The 21,305-nt window shown below is 38.8% G+C and carries 21 protein-coding genes; 15 read left to right on the forward strand and 6 right to left on the reverse strand.

Annotated features, from left to right (window positions below):
• Window positions 1-41: 41 nt before the first annotated feature.
• From miaB to EGI31_RS00395, 6 genes are all read left to right on the forward strand, one after another.
• The gene (gene miaB, locus EGI31_RS00370; RefSeq protein ID WP_255035126.1) at window positions 42-1,448 is read left to right on the forward strand and encodes a tRNA (N6-isopentenyl adenosine(37)-C2)-methylthiotransferase MiaB; all 1,407 of its coding nucleotides are present in this window, start codon (window positions 42-44) and stop codon (window positions 1,446-1,448) included.
• Window positions 1,449-1,451: 3 nt separating this feature from the next.
• The gene (locus EGI31_RS00375; protein WP_255035127.1) at window positions 1,452-2,762 is read left to right on the forward strand and encodes a sigma 54-interacting transcriptional regulator; all 1,311 of its coding nucleotides are present in this window, start codon (window positions 1,452-1,454) and stop codon (window positions 2,760-2,762) included.
• Window positions 2,752-3,264, forward strand: coding sequence for an LptE family protein (locus tag EGI31_RS00380; RefSeq protein ID WP_255035128.1), 513 nt, complete (start codon window positions 2,752-2,754; stop codon window positions 3,262-3,264). The genes EGI31_RS00375 and EGI31_RS00380 overlap by 11 nt, the downstream gene beginning before the upstream one ends.
• Window positions 3,258-3,605, forward strand: a complete 348-nt coding sequence (locus EGI31_RS00385; protein WP_255035129.1) for a hypothetical protein — start codon at window positions 3,258-3,260, stop codon at window positions 3,603-3,605. Before EGI31_RS00380 ends, EGI31_RS00385 begins: the two co-directional genes overlap by 7 nt.
• A 95-nt stretch (window positions 3,606-3,700) precedes the next feature.
• A complete protein-coding gene (gene secG, locus EGI31_RS00390; RefSeq protein WP_255035130.1) occupies window positions 3,701-4,066 on the forward strand; it encodes a preprotein translocase subunit SecG in 366 nt (121 codons plus the stop codon).
• A 297-nt stretch (window positions 4,067-4,363) separates the two neighbouring features.
• Window positions 4,364-5,107: a hypothetical protein gene (locus EGI31_RS00395; RefSeq protein WP_255035131.1), complete on the forward strand. Its 744-nt coding sequence runs from the start codon at window positions 4,364-4,366 to the stop codon at window positions 5,105-5,107.
• A gap of 285 nt (window positions 5,108-5,392) precedes the next feature.
• Here the strand turns inward: EGI31_RS00395 and EGI31_RS00400 are convergent, their stop codons facing one another.
• Entirely contained in the window at window positions 5,393-6,220 is an 828-nt protein-coding gene (locus EGI31_RS00400) for a hypothetical protein (RefSeq protein ID WP_255035132.1), read from the reverse strand.
• Between the two features lie 234 nt (window positions 6,221-6,454).
• The gene (locus tag EGI31_RS00405; protein WP_255035133.1) at window positions 6,455-8,164 is read right to left on the reverse strand and encodes a hypothetical protein; all 1,710 of its coding nucleotides are present in this window, start codon (window positions 8,162-8,164) and stop codon (window positions 6,455-6,457) included.
• Window positions 8,165-8,599: 435 nt separating this feature from the next.
• On the opposite strand from EGI31_RS00405, the gene EGI31_RS00410 reads away from it, so the two are divergent.
• Entirely contained in the window at window positions 8,600-10,273 is a 1,674-nt protein-coding gene (locus EGI31_RS00410) for a DNA polymerase/3'-5' exonuclease PolX (protein ID WP_255035134.1), read from the forward strand.
• 25 nt (window positions 10,274-10,298) lie between these two features.
• Here the strand turns inward: EGI31_RS00410 and EGI31_RS00415 are convergent, their stop codons facing one another.
• From EGI31_RS00415 to EGI31_RS00430, 4 genes are all read right to left on the reverse strand, one after another.
• Window positions 10,299-11,264 carry an AAA family ATPase gene (locus EGI31_RS00415; RefSeq protein WP_255035135.1) on the reverse strand — a complete coding sequence of 322 codons (966 nt, stop codon included), beginning with the start codon at window positions 11,262-11,264 and terminating at the stop codon, window positions 10,299-10,301.
• Between the two features lie 21 nt (window positions 11,265-11,285).
• Window positions 11,286-12,605 (reverse strand): peptidylprolyl isomerase, encoded by a 1,320-nt coding sequence (locus EGI31_RS00420; RefSeq protein ID WP_255035136.1) that lies wholly within the window; start codon window positions 12,603-12,605, stop codon window positions 11,286-11,288.
• A complete protein-coding gene (locus tag EGI31_RS00425; RefSeq protein WP_255035137.1) occupies window positions 12,602-14,935 on the reverse strand; it encodes a peptidylprolyl isomerase in 2,334 nt (777 codons plus the stop codon). The genes EGI31_RS00420 and EGI31_RS00425 overlap by 4 nt, the downstream gene beginning before the upstream one ends.
• A gap of 129 nt (window positions 14,936-15,064) precedes the next feature.
• Window positions 15,065-16,111: an agmatine deiminase family protein gene (locus EGI31_RS00430; protein ID WP_255035138.1), complete on the reverse strand. Its 1,047-nt coding sequence runs from the start codon at window positions 16,109-16,111 to the stop codon at window positions 15,065-15,067.
• A gap of 728 nt (window positions 16,112-16,839) precedes the next feature.
• Here EGI31_RS00430 and rplC point away from each other — a divergent pair.
• From rplC to rplP, 8 genes are read left to right on the forward strand one after another with little or no spacing between them, the layout of a single operon-like run.
• A complete protein-coding gene (gene rplC / locus EGI31_RS00435; RefSeq protein WP_255035139.1) occupies window positions 16,840-17,457 on the forward strand; it encodes a 50S ribosomal protein L3 in 618 nt (205 codons plus the stop codon).
• 41 nt (window positions 17,458-17,498) lie between these two features.
• A complete protein-coding gene (gene rplD / locus EGI31_RS00440) occupies window positions 17,499-18,128 on the forward strand; it encodes a 50S ribosomal protein L4 (RefSeq protein WP_255035140.1) in 630 nt (209 codons plus the stop codon).
• An 11-nt stretch (window positions 18,129-18,139) separates the two neighbouring features.
• A complete protein-coding gene (gene rplW / locus EGI31_RS00445) occupies window positions 18,140-18,427 on the forward strand; it encodes a 50S ribosomal protein L23 (RefSeq protein WP_255035141.1) in 288 nt (95 codons plus the stop codon).
• A 51-nt stretch (window positions 18,428-18,478) separates the two neighbouring features.
• Complete coding sequence (gene rplB, locus EGI31_RS00450; RefSeq protein WP_255035142.1) at window positions 18,479-19,303, forward strand: 50S ribosomal protein L2; 825 nt, start codon at window positions 18,479-18,481, stop codon at window positions 19,301-19,303.
• A 10-nt stretch (window positions 19,304-19,313) separates the two neighbouring features.
• The gene (gene rpsS, locus EGI31_RS00455) at window positions 19,314-19,592 is read left to right on the forward strand and encodes a 30S ribosomal protein S19 (protein WP_255035143.1); all 279 of its coding nucleotides are present in this window, start codon (window positions 19,314-19,316) and stop codon (window positions 19,590-19,592) included.
• A gap of 38 nt (window positions 19,593-19,630) precedes the next feature.
• Window positions 19,631-19,987, forward strand: a complete 357-nt coding sequence (gene rplV / locus EGI31_RS00460; protein WP_255035144.1) for a 50S ribosomal protein L22 — start codon at window positions 19,631-19,633, stop codon at window positions 19,985-19,987.
• A gap of 46 nt (window positions 19,988-20,033) precedes the next feature.
• Complete coding sequence (rpsC, locus tag EGI31_RS00465) at window positions 20,034-20,846, forward strand: 30S ribosomal protein S3 (RefSeq protein WP_255035145.1); 813 nt, start codon at window positions 20,034-20,036, stop codon at window positions 20,844-20,846.
• Window positions 20,847-20,880: 34 nt separating this feature from the next.
• Window positions 20,881-21,300 (forward strand): 50S ribosomal protein L16, encoded by a 420-nt coding sequence (gene rplP / locus EGI31_RS00470; protein ID WP_255035146.1) that lies wholly within the window; start codon window positions 20,881-20,883, stop codon window positions 21,298-21,300.
• The last annotated feature ends 5 nt before the right edge of the window (window positions 21,301-21,305 follow it).

A 21,305-nucleotide genomic window follows, 5' to 3' on the forward strand; every position in this document is an offset into this window, starting at 1 on the left:
ATTTCGTAATTTTGCATTGCTTTTTAACAACAGATACTTTAATGACAGCCGAACATATAACAGCAGAAGAACTACAAAACTTAGATGAAGCCAAGGTTTCGGTAAACGAACATGTGCTGGGTACTAAAAAACTTTATATCGAGAGCTACGGTTGCCAAATGAACTTTGCCGACAGCGAAGTGGTGGCCTCTATCTTAAGAACCAACGGCTATTCTACCACAGCCAATCTCGAAGAAGCCGATTTGGTATTGCTCAACACTTGTGCCATCAGAGACAACGCCGAACAAAAAGTAAGACACAGACTTTCGGCTTTAAACAAAAACAAAAAGGCAAATCCTGGCCTCAAGATAGGTGTGCTGGGATGTATGGCTGAACGTCTGAAAACCAAGTTTTTAGAAGAAGAAAAAATGGTAGATTTGGTGGTTGGGCCCGATGCCTACCGCGACCTGCCCAATTTGCTCCAAGAAGTAGAAAGTGGCCACAAAGCGGTCAATGTTTTTCTATCGAGAGAAGAAACCTATGCCGATATTTCACCTATTCGTTTAGATTCCAACGGTGTTTCGGCCTTTATATCCATTATGCGTGGATGCGACAACATGTGCAGTTTCTGTGTGGTACCTTACACCCGTGGTCGTGAGCGTAGCCGCGATCCTCACTCCATTTACGACGAAGCCAAAGGATTATTTGAGCAAGGTTATAAAGAAGTAACGCTTTTGGGTCAAAATGTAGACTCTTATAAATGGTCTAGCGAAACTGAAAAGTACAATTTTGCCAATTTGCTCGAAAAAGTGGCCTCCATACATCCCGATTTGAGAGTTAGGTTTTCTACCTCTCATCCCAAAGACATCACCGACGAGGTGCTTCATACCATCAAAAAATACGATAACATCTGCAATTACATTCACCTTCCGGCCCAGAGCGGTAGTTCGAGGATATTGAGTTTGATGAACCGAACCTACTCCCGCGAATGGTATTTGGAGAGAATTCATAAAATCAGAGAAGTTCTAGGCGAAGACTGCGGCGTGTCGCATGATATGATTGCGGGCTTCTGCACCGAAACCGAGGAAGATCACCAACAAACGCTCAGTTTGATGGATGAAGTGGTTTTTGACTATGGTTATATGTTCTTTTACTCCGAAAGACCGGGAACACCAGCCGCCAAAAATCTCAAAGATGATGTTTCTTTAGAAGACAAAAAGCGTAGAGTAAACGAAATTATAGACAAGCAAAGACAACACTCCGCCATAAAAAACCAAATGTCTGTGGGCAAGGTATTTAGGGTGTTGATAGAGGGCGAATCGAAGAAATCGAGAGAGGATTTTGCAGGAAGAAACGACCAAAACAAGGTGATAGTATTTCCAAGAAAGACCTACAAGAAAGGCGATTACGTAAACGTTTTTGTGAATTCTTGTACTTCAGGAACACTTATTGGCGAAATAGTAGACTAAATAATGATTAATACCACCGAAATACAAAACGCAAAAAATAGGTTTGGGGTTATTGGCAATGCACCACCGCTCAACTTTGCTTTGAGCATAGCCATCCAAGTAGCACCCACCGACCTCACCGTGCTCATCAACGGTGAAAGTGGAAGTGGTAAAGAATCATTTTCGAAGATAATTCATGGGCTCAGCAACCGTAAACTTGGGCCATTTATCGCCATTAACTGCGGAGCCATTCCAGAGGGAACCATAGACTCTGAACTGTTTGGGCACGTAAAAGGCTCATTTACAGGAGCTATAGAAGACCGTAAGGGATATTTCGAGACCACCAACGGTGGCACAATTTTTCTGGACGAAATCGCCGAAATGCCACTTGGAACCCAGGCACGTTTACTCAGGATTCTTGAAAATGGCGAATACATACCTGTGGGTTCTTCGAAAGTGAAGAAAACCAACGTACGTGTGGTAGCCGCTACCAATGTCAACCTCCAGACGGCGATAGAGAAGGGTGAATTTAGAGAAGACCTTTACTATAGACTCAACACAGTGCCTATTATGGTGCCGCCCTTGCGTGACAGAGGCTTCGATATTGAGCTACTTTTTATCAAGTTTACTTCCGATTTTGCCGAAAAGAACCACATTCAACCTGTGGAACTCACCGAAGAAGCCCGTGCCATGCTGCGTGTTTTCAGATTTCCGGGAAACATCAGGCAGCTGAAGAACATAGCCGAGCAAATAACAATCCTAGAGTCTGACCGCATCATCAATAGTCAGATTCTTGAGAAGTACCTGCCCAAAAGCCAAAAGTCGGGCTTGCCAGCCTTGCTGAATCCCCATGATTTGGGTGGGCTCAACGACTACACGGAGCGGGAATTACTCTACAAGGTGCTTTTTGACATGAAAAAAGACATCACCGAACTCAAGAAATTGGTATATTCTCTTATGTCAAATGACGGCATCACTGCAACTCCAGAAAGTCTTAAACACGAGATATTCAAAGACGTTTTGGCCGAGACACCAGTGGTTTACACCCGTCCGGCCATAGCAGAGTCTGAGCCGGTGTATCCGGTTTATAATCAGCCATTGACGGAGAATTTTATCAAAATTGATGACTTCCAGAAATCTCGTGAAAATGTGGAAGACATCAGCCATGAGACCGAGGAGGAGTCACTATCGTTGGAGAAAAACGAAAAAGACATGATCATCAAAGCTCTGAAAAAGAACAATTTCAAAAGAAAATATGCGGCCATGAGCCTCGGAATATCGGAGCGAACGTTATATAGAAAAATCAAACAATATGACATCGAAGATGAAGATTAACGGGTTTGCAAAGATGCTTTCTGCCCTGTTTACGGTTGTATTTATCACGGGCTGCAAAATATACTCGTTTACAGGTACCACGCTTTCGCCTGATTTGAAAACCTTCTCAATTCAGAATTTTCAGATGGCAGCCGCCGGTGGACCCCAAAACATGAGTTTGACTTTCAACGAAAAACTCAAAGAATACTACCAACGAAACACCAACCTGAAGTTTAAAAACACTGATGGCGACATACACCTCGAAGGCTCCATCATTTCCTACGAACTTACGCCTGTGTCGGCCACTGCTGGCGACCGAGCGGCCATGAACCGCCTGACCATAACGGTGGAGGTGAAGTTTGTAAACAAAACCAGTGAGCAAGAAAGCTTCGAGAAAGAATTTAGTTTTTATCAGGATTTTCCGCAAGAACAGTCTCTCACGCAAGCTGAGCCTGTTTTGGTGCCAAAAATACTCGATCAATTGGTTTTAAATATCTTTAACTCTACGGCGGCCTCATGGTAATATCTCCCGATATTTTCAATAACCTCGTACTGAAGAAAGACTTCAGAGATCAGAAAGACGCTGATTATCTGATATCGCTTTGCAAAGCCTATCCCAACTTTAAGCTGCCCTTTATTTTGTTGCTCAACTACCAGCCAGACTTTTTTAACCAGGAATATTGGAAAAAAGGGGAGGAGTTGATTCTGAATTCAAAGAGCAACTGGAACGCCTACCTGAGAGTGGAAGGAGCAGAGGCCCACAAGGCAGGCTCGAAGATGGGCGGCCATAACAATGGCAAATGTGTTGACCAAAAAGCCATTCTACAAAAATACCTCTCAAAAGACACTCCGAGCTTTATCTGAAAAATGCTCTAACAATTCCAAAAAAAAAGTATGGTTTCTAATGAAAAAATACTAACTTTGCGGTTCTTTAAGAAAACAACAAGAAATTTAAGAAAATGATAACAACTATTTTGGTTTTGATGATATTGGTTGCTCTATTGCTTATCATCGTTATATTGGTTCAAAATCCTAAGGGTGGTGGTATTTCTTCTGAGTTTGGAGGAAGTTCAACACAGATGTTCGGTGTACAAAAAACAGGTGACATATTGGAGAAATTGACTTGGGGCTTTTTTGCTTTCTTGTTGGTAGCTGCCTTGAGCACTGTTATTTTGACAAAAACCATAGGTTCTTCAGCCGCTACTGATAGCGACGTAAACGTAGAAAAAGCAACCACTGCACCTGCATTGCCAACTGCACCAGCTACAGCTCCTGCAACGGCTCCAGTAACAGCACCAGCCACTACGCCAACACCAGCAAAGTAATATACCCCAGCATTATATTTGAAAGACATCCTTCAGGGTGTCTTTTTTTTTGTGGTTTTTGAAAAGATATCTTTAGTTAATTTTTTTGATCTGTGAATTGCTAAAGCTGAATGATAAAATATGTAGTTGGATTGGAAATCCTACTTATCTCGATTCGAAGTCGAGAGGATGTTGAATAGCTAATAGAGCTTTGATCTGAAGTAATATCTTGATTTATCCTTGTGGTTAATTTCATTAATTTGGACTTTGAGCTACAAATACTATTTTTGCCACAAAAAATAGTCAGAAAACCGATACATGAATTTAGAAGAACTGATAGAGCACTCGTATACAATTTTTGGAAAATATACCATAGGAAAAACGTTGGATGTGTGCAAAAGATGTTGTGTCAGTGATAGCGACGAGGCGGCATTGGTCAATACCCCACTTAGGCAAATATCGACGCAACAACTGAGAAGCGGTTATTTTGAGTCGGCGAGAAGTAATTCAGACCAGGAACTTTGGGAAATGAAGCACTTCCTGCCGAGAGTGCTCGAACTCATGGCCAACTTTGAGGTGCCTGACGCTTCTACCGAAACCGTTTTTTACAGGTTAAATCTGGCAAATCGAGACAAATGGCCAAGCGAGGAGCTACAATTGCTAAGCGATTATTCTGTTTTATTTTTTGAAAAGTGTCTGGCTTATTTTCCTTACTCTCCCGATGATTGCGATATTTCCACCTACCTTTTAATGTTTTCGGCGGCTCATTTTGACTTAAAACCTATTTTAAAAAGTTGGGAAAAAGTCGACACACTTGAAAGTCTTTTGAATTTTAATGAATTTGTTTTGACCGGAACCGAATTTAATTCCGAAAACAAGCTAATCCTTAAAAATACCTACGCCGATGCTGAAAATGATAAGGCAATAGTCGATTGGCTAAATGACAAAAATGTAAAAGCCAACTTTTCAAAAAAAATAACCCGTATTCTCCAAGAAAATAAAAGTTTGAACAAAGAGACCTTTGAAGAACTTAGTTTTTTGAATGAGCTTTTGGTGGTATGATATTGGGCGAAATTGGCCAGTTTTCAGATATGTACCTTGTCAGATTGGAAATCCTCTCCATTTCGCTTCGACATCGGGAAGATGTAGAAGAACTGAATGGTGCTCAAATATACACAAAAAATTTCAAAACTCAGAGGGAAACCGCTACAGAAACTCACACAAAGCAAATTACGAAAATCCTATAGATGCCATAAAGCGGTAAAAACTACCAAAGATTAAGTTCAATACCGAAAGCTTTCGGGAGGCTTCATTCTGGGCATTGTATGCCGAACGAAGCCTTAGTTGCTAGCAGGCGTTGTTTTGTGTAAAGAAATTTGCCCTTTCTGTCAAACGCTCCGTATAAGTTTTGCTATCCAATTTCAAATGGTCAAACATGATTAGTTCAAGTATTTCATTCAGATACAATAACAAAAAAGGTAATCGTCTATACAAGTAGTCCCATTGCGTCATAATGCTATCCTTGGTGCTAAATACAAAATTTATATTTTGTATTTCCGTTTTATTGTTCTTGTTTCTTGTCGTAGATGGATGAAGTGCTTTGTTTGACATATTTACTAAACTGTCCGACAAAGCTGGGTTGAATATGAAATCATATACATCTAAAGCTTTAATAGATTTAGTAAAAAGGAGGCTTTCTGAAGCATTTAATAACTCGATTATATTCTCTTGGGATAACCCTGTAGTGTCAAAACTATCCTCCTTATTAAACCTATCTAAAAAGTCACTTGTAAGATACAACCTCAAAATCACAAGTAAGTTATAAACAAAGGGTTTTCTGAGAAGGGAAAATGTAACAGTCAATCGTTGTTGTAAAGAAGCAAAAAGAGCAATCTGCAAAAACTGGCATGTGTCTGCGATAACTGCATTTAGAATATTGCTTGTAATTATTTCATCGTGTTTATCAGATTTGTTATTTCTAAGTAAATAGTCGAGTATATGTTCGCCATCAATCAATTCTACTTCTTTATCGAATTGTATTGTTTGGACTTTTAAATCTTTAAATGTGTCTGCAGTTACAAAGTCTTCAATTTGGTAAAGCAAAAATTCACAACTTTTATGTGGTTTATGAAACTCCTGAGGGAGATGAAGAAAGTCGTATCGTTCGTTTCTCATAATGGAATGGTCGCTTTACACTGCCTGCTAACGAGTAGGGCTTTATGCAGGTTGGGAATTGTTATTCGTCTGCCCACAACTACTGCTGATTGAAAATACAAAGTTGAATTTAAGAACTAAAGTTGAAAGTTGTTTGTCCAGCCCGAACCAGAGCCTGGATTTGCAATTTGTTGATGTTTGCTGGTCATGCCCAACTTGCATAAAACCCAATGTTGGCAGCATGGCATTTTACTGTTACCAAAAAAGAAACTTGCCACTTTGCTTTTCGTACAAATACTTTTCATTCTTAAATCCCATTGTTTTGTGATATTGCTTATCAAATATATCTCCTAAATCAGGTGCTGTTACTATCATACTATTTTTGTCAACTTGTTTTTGATTTAATTTCCCAATTAAGAAGCCTCCACAAATTTCTAATTCGTCCGAACAAATTAATTTCTCATGAAGGGTCTCTCTCATTAATAAATAGTTTACAAAGTCAATTGGCTTTTTTTTCCGAGAAATTAAAGTCAACAAGAATATTTCAAGGTCATCAAGTTTAACCGCCCAAGGATAAACATCGTCATCATTTTCAAGTTTAATAAGGGTTGAAAGGTCGCACTGAATTTGACCAAACGATTTTATATTGACAATTATTGAAAAATCTTGTTCGTATTTTGAAGTGTCTATTTCTTCAATAAGTTTCCCGTCTTTGTCAGTAATTTTTAACCGAACAGCATCAATAAATTTTTTTTCAACTCTACGTGTTTGAGTATAGCCGTATCCAATACAAGCATCAAAGTCATCTTTAATTCTTACAAATGCTTTTTCAGGGTTTCTTAAAGGTTCACGAAGTGAATAACCTTTAGCCTCTATTATGAATGCATAATTTTTCCAAAGAATTAAAATGTCTTGTTCACAGCCATCAACATAATAACCACGAAATACTTTAAAATCAGTTTTAAAGAAATTTGAGAAAAGTTCTACTATACGGTCTTCCAGCAATTTTCCTTTTTTTGAAACATATTTAGTTGTGTGTTCTTCTGTTGCAGTACAAATTTGTTCAAGCAAATTTTCTATAGCATGTATCACTTGTTTAACTTCAAATACTTGATAGATACCTTCTCCGATGTATAAAATTGGTTTTTCGAAAAGAGGGTTTCCAGGTCTAGTCGCCGTGTAGTATAGGTAGTCTGTTTTTGCCCTTTTTATCACAAGATGTTGTAAAACTATTTTTACTTTCTCAATTGGAAGGGTTTCTGAAATTAATTCTTCTGGATAAAACCTGTCCGTAATGCCTTTGTCAGACATAAAAGTATATATATGTCTATGCTGTTCGCCCAATTCTTTAATAAAATCAGGAGCCTCATCTACGACGCCCATTTTTATTTTGGTGTATTTATCCCAATTGGGACGTAGCAATTCTTTCCTTGTCGAATGTGCTTGAAAGTTTTTATGACGTAGTTGGTCAAGATTTTCATAAAACTGGATAAAATCTTCTGTTTTTACACCGGTTGCATTTTCAACAATTGTGTTTAAGGGTGTAAACAAGTCTCTTATCCAATTGATAACTTGTTCCTCATAATTTAGAGGTCCTTGATTAAAATATGAAAGGAAAGAAGGCATTGCAACTTGTCTTACACGTTTCCATTCATCTGTTACATCTTCAGGTTGAGTGGGAAAGAATAATTTGTCATATTCTGCTTCAATTTCATTGAGTAATGCTACAATAGGATTCCATTTTTCATGAGTAAACATTACATCAAGTCCTTCGGCTGGGTCTGAACTTATGTTTAGTCCTGCTAAATAATATAACTGACGTTGAGGAGAAGATAGCTTTCCTAATTGGTCATTGGCTCTTTCTCTTCCAGCACGTATTAATGCAGAAAGGTCACCAAGAAGCCAGTCAGCGTTATAAGTCGCAATAAGGTCTTTTAATTGTTGTGATTTGGTCTCTATACTCATAATCTGTCAATTCTTAGAGTGGTTGCGATACGCTTGCTGCCAACGAGTATGTTAACGAAACGCATTTTCAGAGTTTCGTAAATATCTTTATTAAATTTAGCTAGATTTTGTGTTTAATGTTCTAAAAATGAGTGGTTTGTGAAAAAAAGGGAGTTTCGTTAATATTTTCATGATCATTTTTGTGTTTTGATAATTTACAGCGGTCTTTTGCAAATGTATTGTTCAATGTCTTAATTTCCAAGTATTTATTTCATCTCCGCATATATTCAGATTAATATCTTTAGTTCGCACAAAATTGGATTTATAAACCTGATGATTTGAACATTGCTCAGAACCCAAATTCTATCCACAGCTAAACAATATAGCAAACCTTCCACCAAGCATTTGAATTCCACTCGAAATCCTATAATTTTACTTTTCAATTATTAAGTAAAAATGAGCAATTCTGACATCGCCGATATTATCCAGCTTACGGGTAAACTTCTTGACCTGCACGACCGAGACGAAATGAGGTCTAAGGTGTATATTTCCAGTGTTTTTACCCTAGAAAGACTCGATACGCCCATCGCCGAAATGTCGCCAAAGGAAGTGGGTTTAATCCGTGGCTTTGGTAAAGTCTTGTCGGCCAATATCGAGGAAATTGTCAGAACAGGTACTTTAAAAGAGCTCAACGACCTCATAGAGATTACGCCAGAAGGGATTTTTGATATTTTCAAGGTGAAAGGCTTGGGCGTAAAAAAGATAAAAACGCTTTGGAAAGAATTGGGCATTGACAACATCAATGACCTCAAAATAGCTTGTGAAAACCACAAAATAGCCAATACCAAGGGCTTTGGACAAAAAACACAAGACGCCATTCTGGAGTCTTTGGCTTTTATGCAGGAGCAGATGGGCAAACTCAGAATGGACAAAGCAGCTTTTTTGAGTGCCGAAATCCTCGGTCACATAAAAGGTGTGTATGAAAACTCTCATGAAGTGGGGCATGTTATACGAAAGTCAGAAACTGTGGATTTGCTCCAGTTTATAGTGCTAAAGGATGGTTTTGGTGGACTTAAATTCGACGATACACTTTTTCACCAGGATGTTAAAACGTCGTCGCCGAGTGTGTGGCGTGGGCTATATGCTGAGTATGCCGTGGCCATAGAGATTGAGAAAGTATCTTCTCGAGATTTTTTGGTAAAAAAACTAATAAAAAACTCAGCTGAAGACCACCTGAAATTTCAGAATGCAGACGGCGTTACGTTTCTCTCGCACCTGACCAAAAATACTTTTGCAGACGAGGCCGAAGCTTATACTTCTTTTGGCTTTAGCTATATTGTTCCCGAGATGCGTGAAGGCCGTGAGGAGTTCGAATGGACCAAGACCCACAAGAATGAAGATTTGGTGACTTGGGAAGCACTGAAAGGCACAGTGCACAATCACTCTACTTATTCCGACGGTAGTCATACCTTAAAGGAAATGGCCGATTATTGCAAAAGCCTGGGTTTAAAGTATTTCGGTATAGCCGACCACAGCCAAACTGCTTCCTATGCCTCAGGACTTTGGCCTGAAACCGTAGTGAAACAACATCAAGAAATAGATGCTCTGAATGCCAATTATCAAGATTTTCGGATTCTAAAGGGCATAGAGTCTGATATTTTGGTAAATGGAGATTTAGATTATGAAAACGATGTTTTGGCCTCGTTTGATTACGTGGTGGCCTCTGTGCATGCCGTTTTGAACATGGACAAGGAAAAGGCCACAAGAAGGCTACTAAAGGCCGTAGAGAATCCTTACACGAGTATTTTGGGTCATCCTTCGGGCAGACTCTTACTTTCGAGAAAAGGATATCCGTTTGACTACAAAATGATTATAGATGCCTGTGCGGCCAACAAGGTGGTGATGGAACTCAACGCCAGCCCTTACCGATTAGACATTGATTGGCGATGGATTGATTATTGTCTTTCCAAAGGCGTGATGATCAGTATAAACCCCGACGCCCACGAGACCAAGGGCATTCACGACATGCATTATGGTGTGGCCGTAGCCAGAAAAGCAGGTTTGACAGCCGATATGACCTTGAATTGCCTCAGCAAGGAGGAAATCATGAAAGTATTTTCCAAAAAATAAGGAGAGCCTTTCGACTCTCCTCATTTTACATTAATTTCTTTATTATCTCTTCGGTACTCATTCCCTCGGCTTCGGCCTTGAAATTCCGTACTATTCTGTGTCTTAAAACTGGAAACGCCACTGCTTTAACGTCTTCAATATCTGGAGAATATTTTCCGTTAATCAAGGCATGGCATTTAGCAGCCAACACCAAGTTTTGAGAGGCTCTCGGGCCAGCTCCCCATTCCAGAAACTTCTTAGATTCTTCTGAGGCTCCTTCTATGTTTGGTCTGGTTTTTTGTACCAAACGCACGGCGTATTCTACTACATTGTCAGCCACAGGTACTTTTCTAACCAAATCTTGGAATACGATGATTTCCTCAGCTCCTAAAACCTTGTTTACAATGGTCTTAATGTTTGAAGTTGTACTCTTTACAATGGCAAGCTCTTGCTCAAAGCTCGGGTAATCTAAGTTGACCATGAACATAAAACGGTCTAACTGAGCCTCAGGTAGGGGATAGGTACCTTCTTGCTCTATGGGGTTTTGCGTAGCCAATACAAAAAACGGCTTCGACAGTTGGTGTCTCTCACCTGCCACAGTTACCGAATATTCCTGCATAGACTCCAACAAGGCAGACTGTGTTTTTGGTGGCGTACGGTTTATCTCATCCGCCAAAATGATATTGGCAAATACGGGACCTTTTACAAATTTGAAGTTACGGTTATTGTCCAAAGTCTCTGAACCGACAATGTCAGAAGGCATTAAATCTGGCGTAAACTGAATACGATTAAAGTCCAAGTCTAATGCCGATGCAATGGTTTGCACCAAAAGCGTTTTGGCCAAGCCAGGAACACCCACTAGCAAACAATGCCCCTGACAGAAAATAGCAGTCAATAGCAATTTTACCGTTTCTTCTTGACCAACTATTACTTTGCCTATTTCTTTTGAAAGCTCTTGATAAGTGTTTTTTAAAGCATCTGCTGCTTCTACATCTGAGTTGAAGGTTTTCAATTGCACTTTTCTAAAAATGGTTTATTGTTCAAATAATTTACAAGCTTCGTATTCTTTTTCAATATTGATGTACACCTCCGAAATGGCATCTTTAAACCATTTTTCTATAGCTTCGTTTTGCTTATTGTTCATGGCGTAGTTTTTCAACTTTTCATAATCATCCTTCATGTTGGCTCTGTGAGCCTCTTTTTTGTCTTTGATTTTGATTAGTCGCATACCCGTTTTGCCGTCAGGCGTTCTGTAGTTTAAAGTGGCACTTATCGTGCCAACCTTCATCGGATCTACCGTGAAATAAAGGTTCGGTTCCATGGTCACATCTACCGCATGCCAGTTACTGCCTGTTTCGGGATTCATGATAATACCACCAGCATCAGCAGTGCTTTTGTCCTCTGAGTACAATTTTATTGCTTTTTCGAACTTGATACTGTCTATCTCAATTTGATTTTTTAGGCTGTCCAAAAATCTCTTTGGTTCGGTAAGGTCTAAGCGGCTGTAGTCAGGTCTTAACAATATATGTCTTGCACGATATTCTTGTCCGCGTTTTTCCAAAGTTTGTATCAGGTGAAAACCAAAGTCGGATTCAATAATGCCAGATAGCTTACCAGAGTCCAACGTCATGGCAGAGGCTTCAAATTCCGCCACCATCTGTCCTCTTTTCGCCCAACCGAGGTCACCACCTTGTACTTTTGAGCCTTGGTCTTCTGAGAATTCTTTCGCTAGGTCAGCAAAGTTTTCACCCAATTCTATTCTTTTCTTGAAGCCGTTTAGTCGTTCAATTAGCTCGTCTTTCATGGCTTTAGTAACTGGAGCCAGTCGTACAATCTGGGATATCACCACTTCAGTAGGAATAATAGGCAAACTGTCCTTTGGTATTTTGTTGAAAAAATTCTTCACTTCCAAAGGGGTTACGTTGATATTCTCAGTAATGGTGTTTCTCATTTTGTCTGAGGTTAACTGCTCCCGTACCTGGCTTTTTAGCTCGGATTTCAGGGTTTCAATAGACTTACTGAACTGCTGCACGATGTTTTTTTCGCTGCCGTAGGCTCTGATCATTTCTTGCATACGAGCATCTAACTGACCATTTACCATGTCTTCGTCTACTATTACGGAGTCAATTTCGGCCTTCGCAACTAATAGCTTTTGAATGGCCAAACTTTCAAGGGCTTGGCACCTGTTCATTTCTTGACCTTCTTGTTTGCCTCTCTCAACTATAGTCTCTACCTCAGATTTGAGTATATAATAATTGTCTATTTTAGCTACAATCTTATCAACATTGGTGGAGGTTTGTCCAAAACTTATAAACGGAATGGCAATCAATGCCAACAAAAACTTCTTTATCATTTACTGTTACTTTTTACTGCTTCTACTATTTTATTTAGCTCGGCTTTGTCAAAATTTACTTTGTACTTTTGAGTCAAACTTTTGGTTAATTCTTGGGTGAGATAATCTTGATATTTCTCTATTACCTCGTATTTATAGTCATTAAACGACTTGGTTGCTTTCTTTATTTTCAAAGAGAACTCTTCAATCCTCCCTGCTATTTCCACTACGCCCGTTTGATTCTGCCATTTCAGCCCAAGTTTTTTCTCAAACTCTCGGCGGTCGATGGTGTAGGTTTTGTAAATGATTGATTCGGCCTGTCTTTCGTTGAAAACCTTGATTAAATCTGACTCCAAATTACTGAAAAACTGAAAGCTCACTCTTTGGTTCTTGGTCCAGTCAAATCTGTCTTGAACCTTGTTGTTCTTATAGTTTACTTCCAAAATTCTCGTCAAAGGTAAGCCATTTTCAACCAAATAATCAACGATTTGCTGAATTCTTAACGCTGCTACCTTCTCATCCTCGTTTTTGTCTACATGCCCACCTATTTCTACAATGTACCCACTATTCTTCTTCATGATGGTCAGTAGACCCGTTAATTTTCGTTTTTCTTCTAGTCCTAGCAAATATTGATCTTTGGCATAATATAGCGGTTTGATGCCTCTATTGAGTTGGTAAGGTTTGGCTCCGGCTCTGTAAACCTTAAACTTGTTCTGGATACTGGTGTCCGCAAAACTTACCACCGTAAATGAGCCTACTTCAACGTTAGGGAATAGTTCTGGGTGCGATTCAAAGAATTGTCTTTGGCCTGTGGAATCATCCAATGACTTTTGAATAATGGCCTTATTATAAAATTTAGAATAAAGTAAGTTGTCTTTTTGAAACTTAAACAGTCTCTCCAGGTCAGCGTTGGTGCCCAAAATACTCTTCTCTTCTGCCAAAACAAGTTGTTGGTTGAGGTATTTGTCAAACAACATTTTGAAAATCTCTACTGGTTTTTCTTCAGTTCTCCATTTTTCGTACTCCTGACGTTCCTCCACATATTTCATAAATGCCGAAACAAAGTATTTATTCTGACCAATGCTGAACAACACAAAGTTCGACAGTTCGTTTTGGGTCATCTTCCAATTTCTCTCTAAAATTCTGTTATCGGCATAGTTGATGCATTGAGCAAAAATCTCATCGTTAATTACCAAATGATGTTTTTTTCTGAGCGTTTCGAATTTTTTGATTTGTAGATATTCGGCCCTAGAGTCGGTGGTAAGTTTGGGCTGAATCTTTTTTAGATATACTTCCCTGCTATCGGGTTTATATTTTTCTATGAGTTTTATCAAATGCAATCCGCTACTCGATCTCACTGGTTTTGATACCTCACCTTTCTGCAATGAAAACGCGGCTTCTTCAAAGGTAGATTCCTCCCGGGTTCCGATTCCGAAAATGGGCAGCATGCCATTCGACTCACGAGAATTGAAGTCATCAGAATATTTAATGACCAACTCGTCAAAGTTAGCACCTGATTCGAGTGAAGTCTTTAGTGAATCCAAGGTAGCGTAGGTTTTGTCATATTGCTCTTTACTTACATCCACCTTCAAGTATTTAAAAATGTGCTTTACTTTAGCATAACCGCTATTCGGTCGCTTGTCATTTACTTTCACCAAATGATAACCAACTTTGGTTTTTACGGGCAATGAAATAGAATCGACAGGCGTGGAGTAGGCCGCCTTCTCTAATGGGTAAATAAGGTGAAAAGCTGTAAACCATCCCAAGCTTCCTCCTTTCATATTTGTTTTGGGGTCTTTAGACCATTCCTTCGCCAAAATCGCAAAATTGTCATTTTTCAATGCATACCTTCGAAGCTCCATGAGTTCATTGTAAACTTTGAGTGTATCTTCAGGCGATGCATACCATGACATCGGTATGAAAATATGCGAAGCATTTATTTCGGACTGATATTTTTGATAGGAATCCTCAGCTAGTGCAGACAGCATAGCTCGGTCCTCAGAGAAATTCTGGATTTCTATTCTCTTGTAAGTCTCCACTTCCTCTTTGAAAAGGCTCGACGTATCCATACCCATGGCCTGAGCCTCCATAATGAATAATTTCTTCTGAATTACTTCATTGATCAGGGCATCGTTGGAGCTGGAGTCGAGACTAGGAAGATTTTCAAACTCGGCCAGCAAATCTGTTTTTGTAAACGACGCCTCACCCAAAGTTACCAAAGCGGGTTCTTTGGGTACGTCTATGATTGCTGGTTTACCTTGGATTACAATTGGTTTGCTCGGTAAGGGTTTTGCACACGACCACAAAATTCCGAACAATACAACTGCATATATATATTTAATGTAAAGCATTCTTGGTGTCTCAATTTGTATCAGGTCAAAACGCTAGCTTGTTTTCGACAAAGCAATGTTCCCTGATATTTGGTATAAAAGCCAAAACTATAACTCCTTTTGAAAGTTTTTATTTTGGCTCAAAAAAAATTAAACAAAATTTGGCGATGGTTCCTGTTGCGATAGACAATGGAAGCTTCCCAATCCCCAAATGATTTCTGTTGAGTCTATTCCTACTACTTTTCTTTCTGGAAAACATGACTGAATAACCTCCAGGGCTTTTTCGTCATTATCGCAGCGGTAGGTAGGAACTATTACATGCCCGTTTGTCATGCAAAAATTAGCATAAGAGGCGGGTAATCTCTCTCCACTGTCCACCACTGGTTTCGGCATTTCTATTTCTATAATGTCCAAGGGCTTGCCATCAAGAAGTCTCATTTTCTTTAACAAGTCTAGGTTTTCTTTTAAAATGGCGTGGTTGGCATCTGACTTATTATGTTCTACCATTGTAATTACCTTATTTTCCGACACAAATCTCACGGTGTCGTCTATGTGACCATCGGTGTCGTCGCCTACTATACCATCTTCTATCCACAACACTTGTTCTACTCCATAATATTTTATTAGTGCTTCTTCAATTTGCTTTTGGTTCAAGTTAGCGTTTCTGTTTTTATTAAGAAGGCAAGACTTGCTGGTCATCACGGTGCCTCTGCCATTAAACTCCACCGAACCTCCTTCCATTATAATACCTGGACTCACAAAATCCAGCTGCAGTACTTTTGCTATTTTTTGAGGAATTTCATTGTCATTATTATAAGGGGGATATTTTCCGCCCCAGGCGTTATATTCCCAATCTATTATGAGTCTTTCTGCGTTGTTTCTATTGACTAAGATTCCTGGTCCATGGTCTCGGCACCACGAATCATTGGTGCGATGCTCATATAATTCGATGTTGGATTTACTTATCTCAAATTTTTCAAGAAGTCCGTTTATCAGTTCAATCGTTTTAGCATCATTTGCATTAATCCTTACTTTTTCGCTCAGTGCAATGGTTTCTATGAGTTTAAAATATGCCGGATAAATCCTTTCTAATCTTTCCTCCCAAGTGTCAGTATTGATGGGGAAGCTCAGCCATGTGGCTTCATGCGGGTGCCATTCAGCAGGGAAATAGAAGTTTTCTTCACTCGGATTTCGCATAGAATTCTGTTAAATTTAAAATAAGGTGCAAAAATAATTTCTTTTTTTTTGTTTTTTCAGTTTTAAAAAAGAATTACTTTTGTAAATCGATAAGCGGTAGGCGGTACCGTTTATCTCAAGAAATTAAAAAAATCTCTTCTGAAACATTACGTTTTTTAAGAGTGGTTGAATAAATGATAGGTTAAAAACAGTTGAATTTTTCGGCTGTTTTTTTTATTTTGTATTCATCTAGATTACTTCGATTTTAGAAAACTGACCAAATAGAGCATTATAAATGCGTTTATTGCTTCGAAATCAAGGATTTGTTCAGATTCTACCCTAGATTTTGCCATTTTTGAATAAAAATAGAGTTTTTTTTAGAATTAATTTTTTATTTGACAAAAAAGGTATAATTTTGCACCTCAATTCGACGGAGGAATCTCCTTATCAATAATTAAAAGAAGTCGGCATCGTACGAAACCATTTTAATTTCGACTGTGAATTTCACTTATAGGCAGTCTCCGATTCGCGATTAATTTTTTTGGAGTCACAGAGAGGAAACAAGGCATGTTCCTGCATAATTAAAAATGCCTTACCCGTAAAACGGTTCTCAGTGTTGGCAAGTTGGTTCGTTTACCAACCTCTGGGTTTAAAAAGAATTAAAATTTGGATTTTTGCAGGCGTATTCGTACTTTTGCAGCCCGATTCAAATTTGGTTAACATTTAGCGATTATATTAAAGTTAAGACTATGTCTGGAATTATTGGAAAGAAAATTGGAATGACTACCATTTTTACAAATGGTGAAGCTGTGCCTTGCACGGTAATTGAAGCTGGTCCATGTGTTGTAACACAAGTCAGAACAGAGGAAAATGACGGTTACAAAGCAGTTCAATTGGGCTTCGGAGAGAAGAAAGAAAAGCGTACAACAAAAGCTTTGATGGGTCATTTTAAGAAGGCTGATACTACTCCAAAGAGAAAATTAGTAGAGTTCAAAGAATTCGAAAAAGATTTGGCTCTAGGTGAGACTATCAGAGTAGAAGATGTATTCGAAGAAGGTGAATTTGTTGATATCAGCGGAAAAACTAAAGGAAAAGGTTTCCAAGGTGTTGTGAAAAGACACGGATTTGGTGGTGTAGGTCAAAGTACACACGGTCAGCACAATAGAGGCAGACACCCAGGTTCAATCGGAGCTTGTTCGTATCCAGCAAGAGTATTTAAAGGTATTAAAATGGGTGGTAGAATGGGACATACCAATGTTACAATTCAAAACCTTAAAGTATTGAGACTTTTCCCTGAGAAAAACTTGATCCTAGTATCAGGTTCAGTTCCAGGAGCTAAAAACTCAATCATTACATTACACAAATAAAAGGTCGGTAGCCAACGACATCGAAAAAGAGGCTAAACAAAATGAAAATTAAAGTTTTAAACAAAGAAGGCAAAGAAACAGGTAAGTCTGTTGAGCTAAGCGAAGAGGTTTTTGGTGTTGAGCCAAACCAACACGTTGTTTGGTTAGACGTTAAGCATTACTTAGCTAACCAACGTCAAGGTACGCACAAGTCTAAAGAGAGAGCCGAGGTTTCTCGTTCTACTAAGAAGCTTGTTCGTCAAAAAGGTTCTGGAGGTGCAAGACACGGTTCCGCAAAATCACCAACTTATGTAGGTGGTGGTACAGTATTCGGCCCACGACCAAGAGATTACGATTTCAAATTGAACAAGAAAATCAAAGTTTTAGCTCGTAAGTCGGTTTTATCGGCAAGAGTAGCTGAGAACAACTTGATTATCGTTGAGGATTTCAACATGGAATCTCCTAAAACAAAAGCATATATTCAATTTTTGAATGCTTTGAGTTTGGCAGGTAAAAAGACACTTTTTGTGGTTAACGGCGGAGAAAATAATCTTTATTTATCAGCTCGTAACATTCCTAAAACCAAAGTGGTTGATAAAGATTCTGTAAACACTTATGATTTGATCAACACTGAAATCATATTGTTGGCTGAAAGTACAGTTTCTCATTTAGAATCAATTTTGAAAGATTAATTTTTAAAGAAATGAGCGTTTTAAAAAGACCAAAAATAACTGAGAAAACACAGTTACTTACTTCAAAAGGCAAGTATACATTTGAAGTAAGTCGTGATGCCAACAAAATTGAAATAGCAGCCGCTGTTGAAAGAATGTACGGTGTAACGGTAGAAAAAGTAAATACGATTACTCAAATCGGAAAGAAGAAGTCTAGAATGACAAAATCAAGATTGAGTTCAGGAAAAACTAGTACTTTCAAAAAAGCGATGGTGACTTTGAAAGACGGTGATTTAATCGATTTTTACGCAGAATTATAATTTATTAAATTGTTAAAGTATAGCCTTTTATAGGCTGCAAATGTGTGAGAAATGGCAGTTAAAAAATTAAATCCGGTAACACCCGGCACCAGACACAGAATAGCCCCAGATTTCTCTGATATTACTGCAAGTAAGCCAGAGAAAAGTTTAACGGAAGCTATCAGAAAAACAGGTGGAAGAAACAACGAAGGACACCGTACTGCAAGGTACATTGGTGGTGGTCACAAAAGAAAGTATCGTATAATCGACTTCAAAAGAGATAGAAAAGACATCGAAGCTGAAGTTATGACTATCGAGTACGATCCAAACCGTACTTCAAGAATCGCTCTTGTAAAATACACTGACGGAGAGAAGAGATATATCATTGCTCCTCAAGGTCTTAGAGTAGGTCAAAAAATTGTTTCAGGAGAGAAAGTGGCTCCAGAAGTAGGAAATGCATTGTTGTTGAAAAATATGCCTTTGGGTACTATTGTTCACAATATAGAATTGACACCTGGTAAAGGTGGTCAGATGGCCAGAAGTGCTGGTACATATGCTCAGGTATTGGCGAAAGACGGTAAGTTCGTTACCTTGAAAATGCCTTCAGGTGAAATGAGAATGGTTCTTGGGGCTTGTATTGCTACTGTAGGATCCGTATCAAACCCTGACCACATGAACGTAGTACTTGGTAAAGCAGGTCGCAAGAGATGGTTAGGAGTTACTCCAAGAGTAAGAGGTGTAGCCATGAACCCAGTAGATCACCCGATGGGTGGTGGTGAGGGTCGTGCATCAGGTGGTCACCCTCGTTCTAGAAACGGTTTAATTGCAAAAGGCAAGAAGACAAGATCTAAGAACAAATACTCTAATAGATTAATAATTTCACGTAGAACAAAATAATACAAAATAGATGGCTCGTTCACTTAAAAAAGGACCTTACGTAGATTTTAGACTTGAGAATAAAGTCGACGTAATGAATGATTCAGGGAAGAAGTCTGTAATCAAAACTTGGTCAAGAAGATCAATGATTACCCCTGATTTTATTGGACATACTTTTGCTGTTCATAACGGTAATAAATTTATTCCGGTATATGTTACAGATAACATGATTGGTCACAAGTTGGGAGAATTTGCTCCTACTAGAAACTTTAGAGGCCACGTGAACAAAAAAGATAAAGGTAAAAGATAATATTCCGAAGAGCTAAGCTCTTTAAAAAAGAATAAAAAATGGAAGCAGTAGCAAAATTAAACGATTTTCCAACGTCACCTAGAAAAGCTAGGTTAGTAGCCGACTTGATTAGAGGTAAAAAAGTAAACCTTGCCTTAGGAATACTTTCTTTCCAACCACAGCAAGCAGCTCCAGTAATCAAGAAAGTTTTGATGTCAGCAGTAGCAAACTGGCAGAACAAAAACGAAGACTTGAAAATCGAAGAGGCCGATCTATATGTGAAAGCAATCATGATTGACGGTGGTAGAATGTTGAAGAGACTTCGTCCAGCTCCACAAGGTAGAGCTTACAGAGTAAGAAAGCGTTCTCAACACATCACTATTGTTGTTGATTCATTGGAAAGTCAAGCAGTATAATTAAGTAACGATACTTAGAAATTAGAATATTATATAATTAGTTAAAATGGGACAAAAAGTAAATCCTGTAGGTTTTAGACTAGGTTACATCAGAGGATGGGAATCCAACTGGTACGGCGGAAAGAATTTTGCTGAGAAACTCGTTGAAGACGACAAAATCAGGAAATATATCAATGCACGTATTCCGAAAGGTTCTGTTTCGAGAGTAGTAATTGAAAGAACGCTTAAGAGAATTACCCTTACTATTCACACGGCAAGACCAGGTGTTGTAATCGGTAAAGCAGGTAGTGAGGTAGATAAGCTAAGAGAAGAGCTTAAAAAACTTACTAAAAAAGATGTTCAAATCAATATATTTGAAATAAAAAGACCTGAAATCGATGCTAAATTAGTAGGTGAGACTATCGCCCAACAATTAAGAGCAAGAATTTCATTCCGTAGAGCTATGAAGCAAGCAATTCAATCTGCTATGCGTGTAGGAGCTCAAGGTATAAAAATTAAATTGTCAGGAAGATTAGGTGGAGCGGAGATGGCTCGTTCTGAGATGTACAAAGAAGGAAGAATTCCTCTTCATACACTGAGAGCTGACATCGATTATGCAATCTCTGAGTCATTAACTGTTTACGGTTTAATTGGTATCAAAGTGTGGGTATTCAAAGGTGAAGTTTTTGGTAAAAGAGATTTAACCTCTGTAGCAGCACTTGCCACTGAATCGGCTGATAGCAAAAAGTCTTCTATGGGTGGCCCTGGTGGTTCTAACCAAGGTAAAGGTCGTAGAGACGAAGAAGGTGACAAAAACGGCAGAAGGAAGAAAACCAACAACAGTGGTGGTGGTAGATCAAACGGCCAAAAGAGAAATTAAATTTTAGTGGCATTTTGCCTTAAACGTTATTATTATGTTACAACCTAAAAGAACTAAGTTTCGTAAGCAGCAAAAGGGTAGGATCAAAGGTTTGGCAACCAGAGGTCACGAGATTGCTTTCGGTTCATTTGCGATAAAAAGTCTAGAGCCAGGCAGAATCACTGCTAGACAAATAGAAGCTGCTCGTATTGGTGTTACACGTGCCATGAAACGTGAAGGTCAAGTTTGGATTAGAATATTCCCTGATACCCCTATCACCAAGAAACCTTTAGAGGTAAGGATGGGTAAAGGTAAAGGAGCTCCTGAGTATTGGGTTGCTAATATCTACCCTGGTACTGTTTTGTTTGAAGCTACAGGTGTGTCTTTAGAATTAGCTAAAGAGGCTCTTAGATTAGCTGCTCAGAAGTTGCCAGTAAAAACAAAGTTTGTAGTTCGTAGAGATTACGAAGTATAGTCATA

Source organism: Lacihabitans soyangensis (assembly GCF_024343775.1).
GTDB classification, from domain to species: domain Bacteria; phylum Bacteroidota; class Bacteroidia; order Cytophagales; family Spirosomataceae; genus Leadbetterella; species Leadbetterella soyangensis.

Excerpts from the sequence above, each read along its gene's own strand:
- rplC (WP_255035139.1), top strand. The coding sequence starts at position 16,840 with ATGTCTGGAATTATTGGAAAGAAAATTGGAATGACTACCATTTTTACA.
- rplB (WP_255035142.1), top strand. The coding sequence starts at position 18,479 with ATGGCAGTTAAAAAATTAAATCCGGTAACACCCGGCACCAGACACAGA.
- EGI31_RS00395 (WP_255035131.1), top strand. The coding sequence starts at position 4,364 with ATGAATTTAGAAGAACTGATAGAGCACTCGTATACAATTTTTGGAAAA.
- secG (WP_255035130.1), top strand. The coding sequence starts at position 3,701 with ATGATAACAACTATTTTGGTTTTGATGATATTGGTTGCTCTATTGCTT.
- EGI31_RS00405 (WP_255035133.1), bottom strand. The coding sequence starts at position 8,164 with ATGAGTATAGAGACCAAATCACAACAATTAAAAGACCTTATTGCGACT.
- EGI31_RS00400 (WP_255035132.1), bottom strand. The coding sequence starts at position 6,220 with ATGAGAAACGAACGATACGACTTTCTTCATCTCCCTCAGGAGTTTCAT.
- rplD (WP_255035140.1), top strand. The coding sequence starts at position 17,499 with ATGAAAATTAAAGTTTTAAACAAAGAAGGCAAAGAAACAGGTAAGTCT.
- EGI31_RS00425 (WP_255035137.1), bottom strand. The coding sequence starts at position 14,935 with ATGCTTTACATTAAATATATATATGCAGTTGTATTGTTCGGAATTTTG.
- rpsS (WP_255035143.1), top strand. The coding sequence starts at position 19,314 with ATGGCTCGTTCACTTAAAAAAGGACCTTACGTAGATTTTAGACTTGAG.
- rplW (WP_255035141.1), top strand. The coding sequence starts at position 18,140 with ATGAGCGTTTTAAAAAGACCAAAAATAACTGAGAAAACACAGTTACTT.
- EGI31_RS00385 (WP_255035129.1), top strand. The coding sequence starts at position 3,258 with ATGGTAATATCTCCCGATATTTTCAATAACCTCGTACTGAAGAAAGAC.
- rplP (WP_255035146.1), top strand. The coding sequence starts at position 20,881 with ATGTTACAACCTAAAAGAACTAAGTTTCGTAAGCAGCAAAAGGGTAGG.
- EGI31_RS00430 (WP_255035138.1), bottom strand. The coding sequence starts at position 16,111 with ATGCGAAATCCGAGTGAAGAAAACTTCTATTTCCCTGCTGAATGGCAC.
- rplV (WP_255035144.1), top strand. The coding sequence starts at position 19,631 with ATGGAAGCAGTAGCAAAATTAAACGATTTTCCAACGTCACCTAGAAAA.
- rpsC (WP_255035145.1), top strand. The coding sequence starts at position 20,034 with ATGGGACAAAAAGTAAATCCTGTAGGTTTTAGACTAGGTTACATCAGA.
- EGI31_RS00410 (WP_255035134.1), top strand. The coding sequence starts at position 8,600 with ATGAGCAATTCTGACATCGCCGATATTATCCAGCTTACGGGTAAACTT.
- EGI31_RS00380 (WP_255035128.1), top strand. The coding sequence starts at position 2,752 with ATGAAGATTAACGGGTTTGCAAAGATGCTTTCTGCCCTGTTTACGGTT.
- miaB (WP_255035126.1), top strand. The coding sequence starts at position 42 with ATGACAGCCGAACATATAACAGCAGAAGAACTACAAAACTTAGATGAA.
- EGI31_RS00375 (WP_255035127.1), top strand. The coding sequence starts at position 1,452 with ATGATTAATACCACCGAAATACAAAACGCAAAAAATAGGTTTGGGGTT.
- EGI31_RS00420 (WP_255035136.1), bottom strand. The coding sequence starts at position 12,605 with ATGATAAAGAAGTTTTTGTTGGCATTGATTGCCATTCCGTTTATAAGT.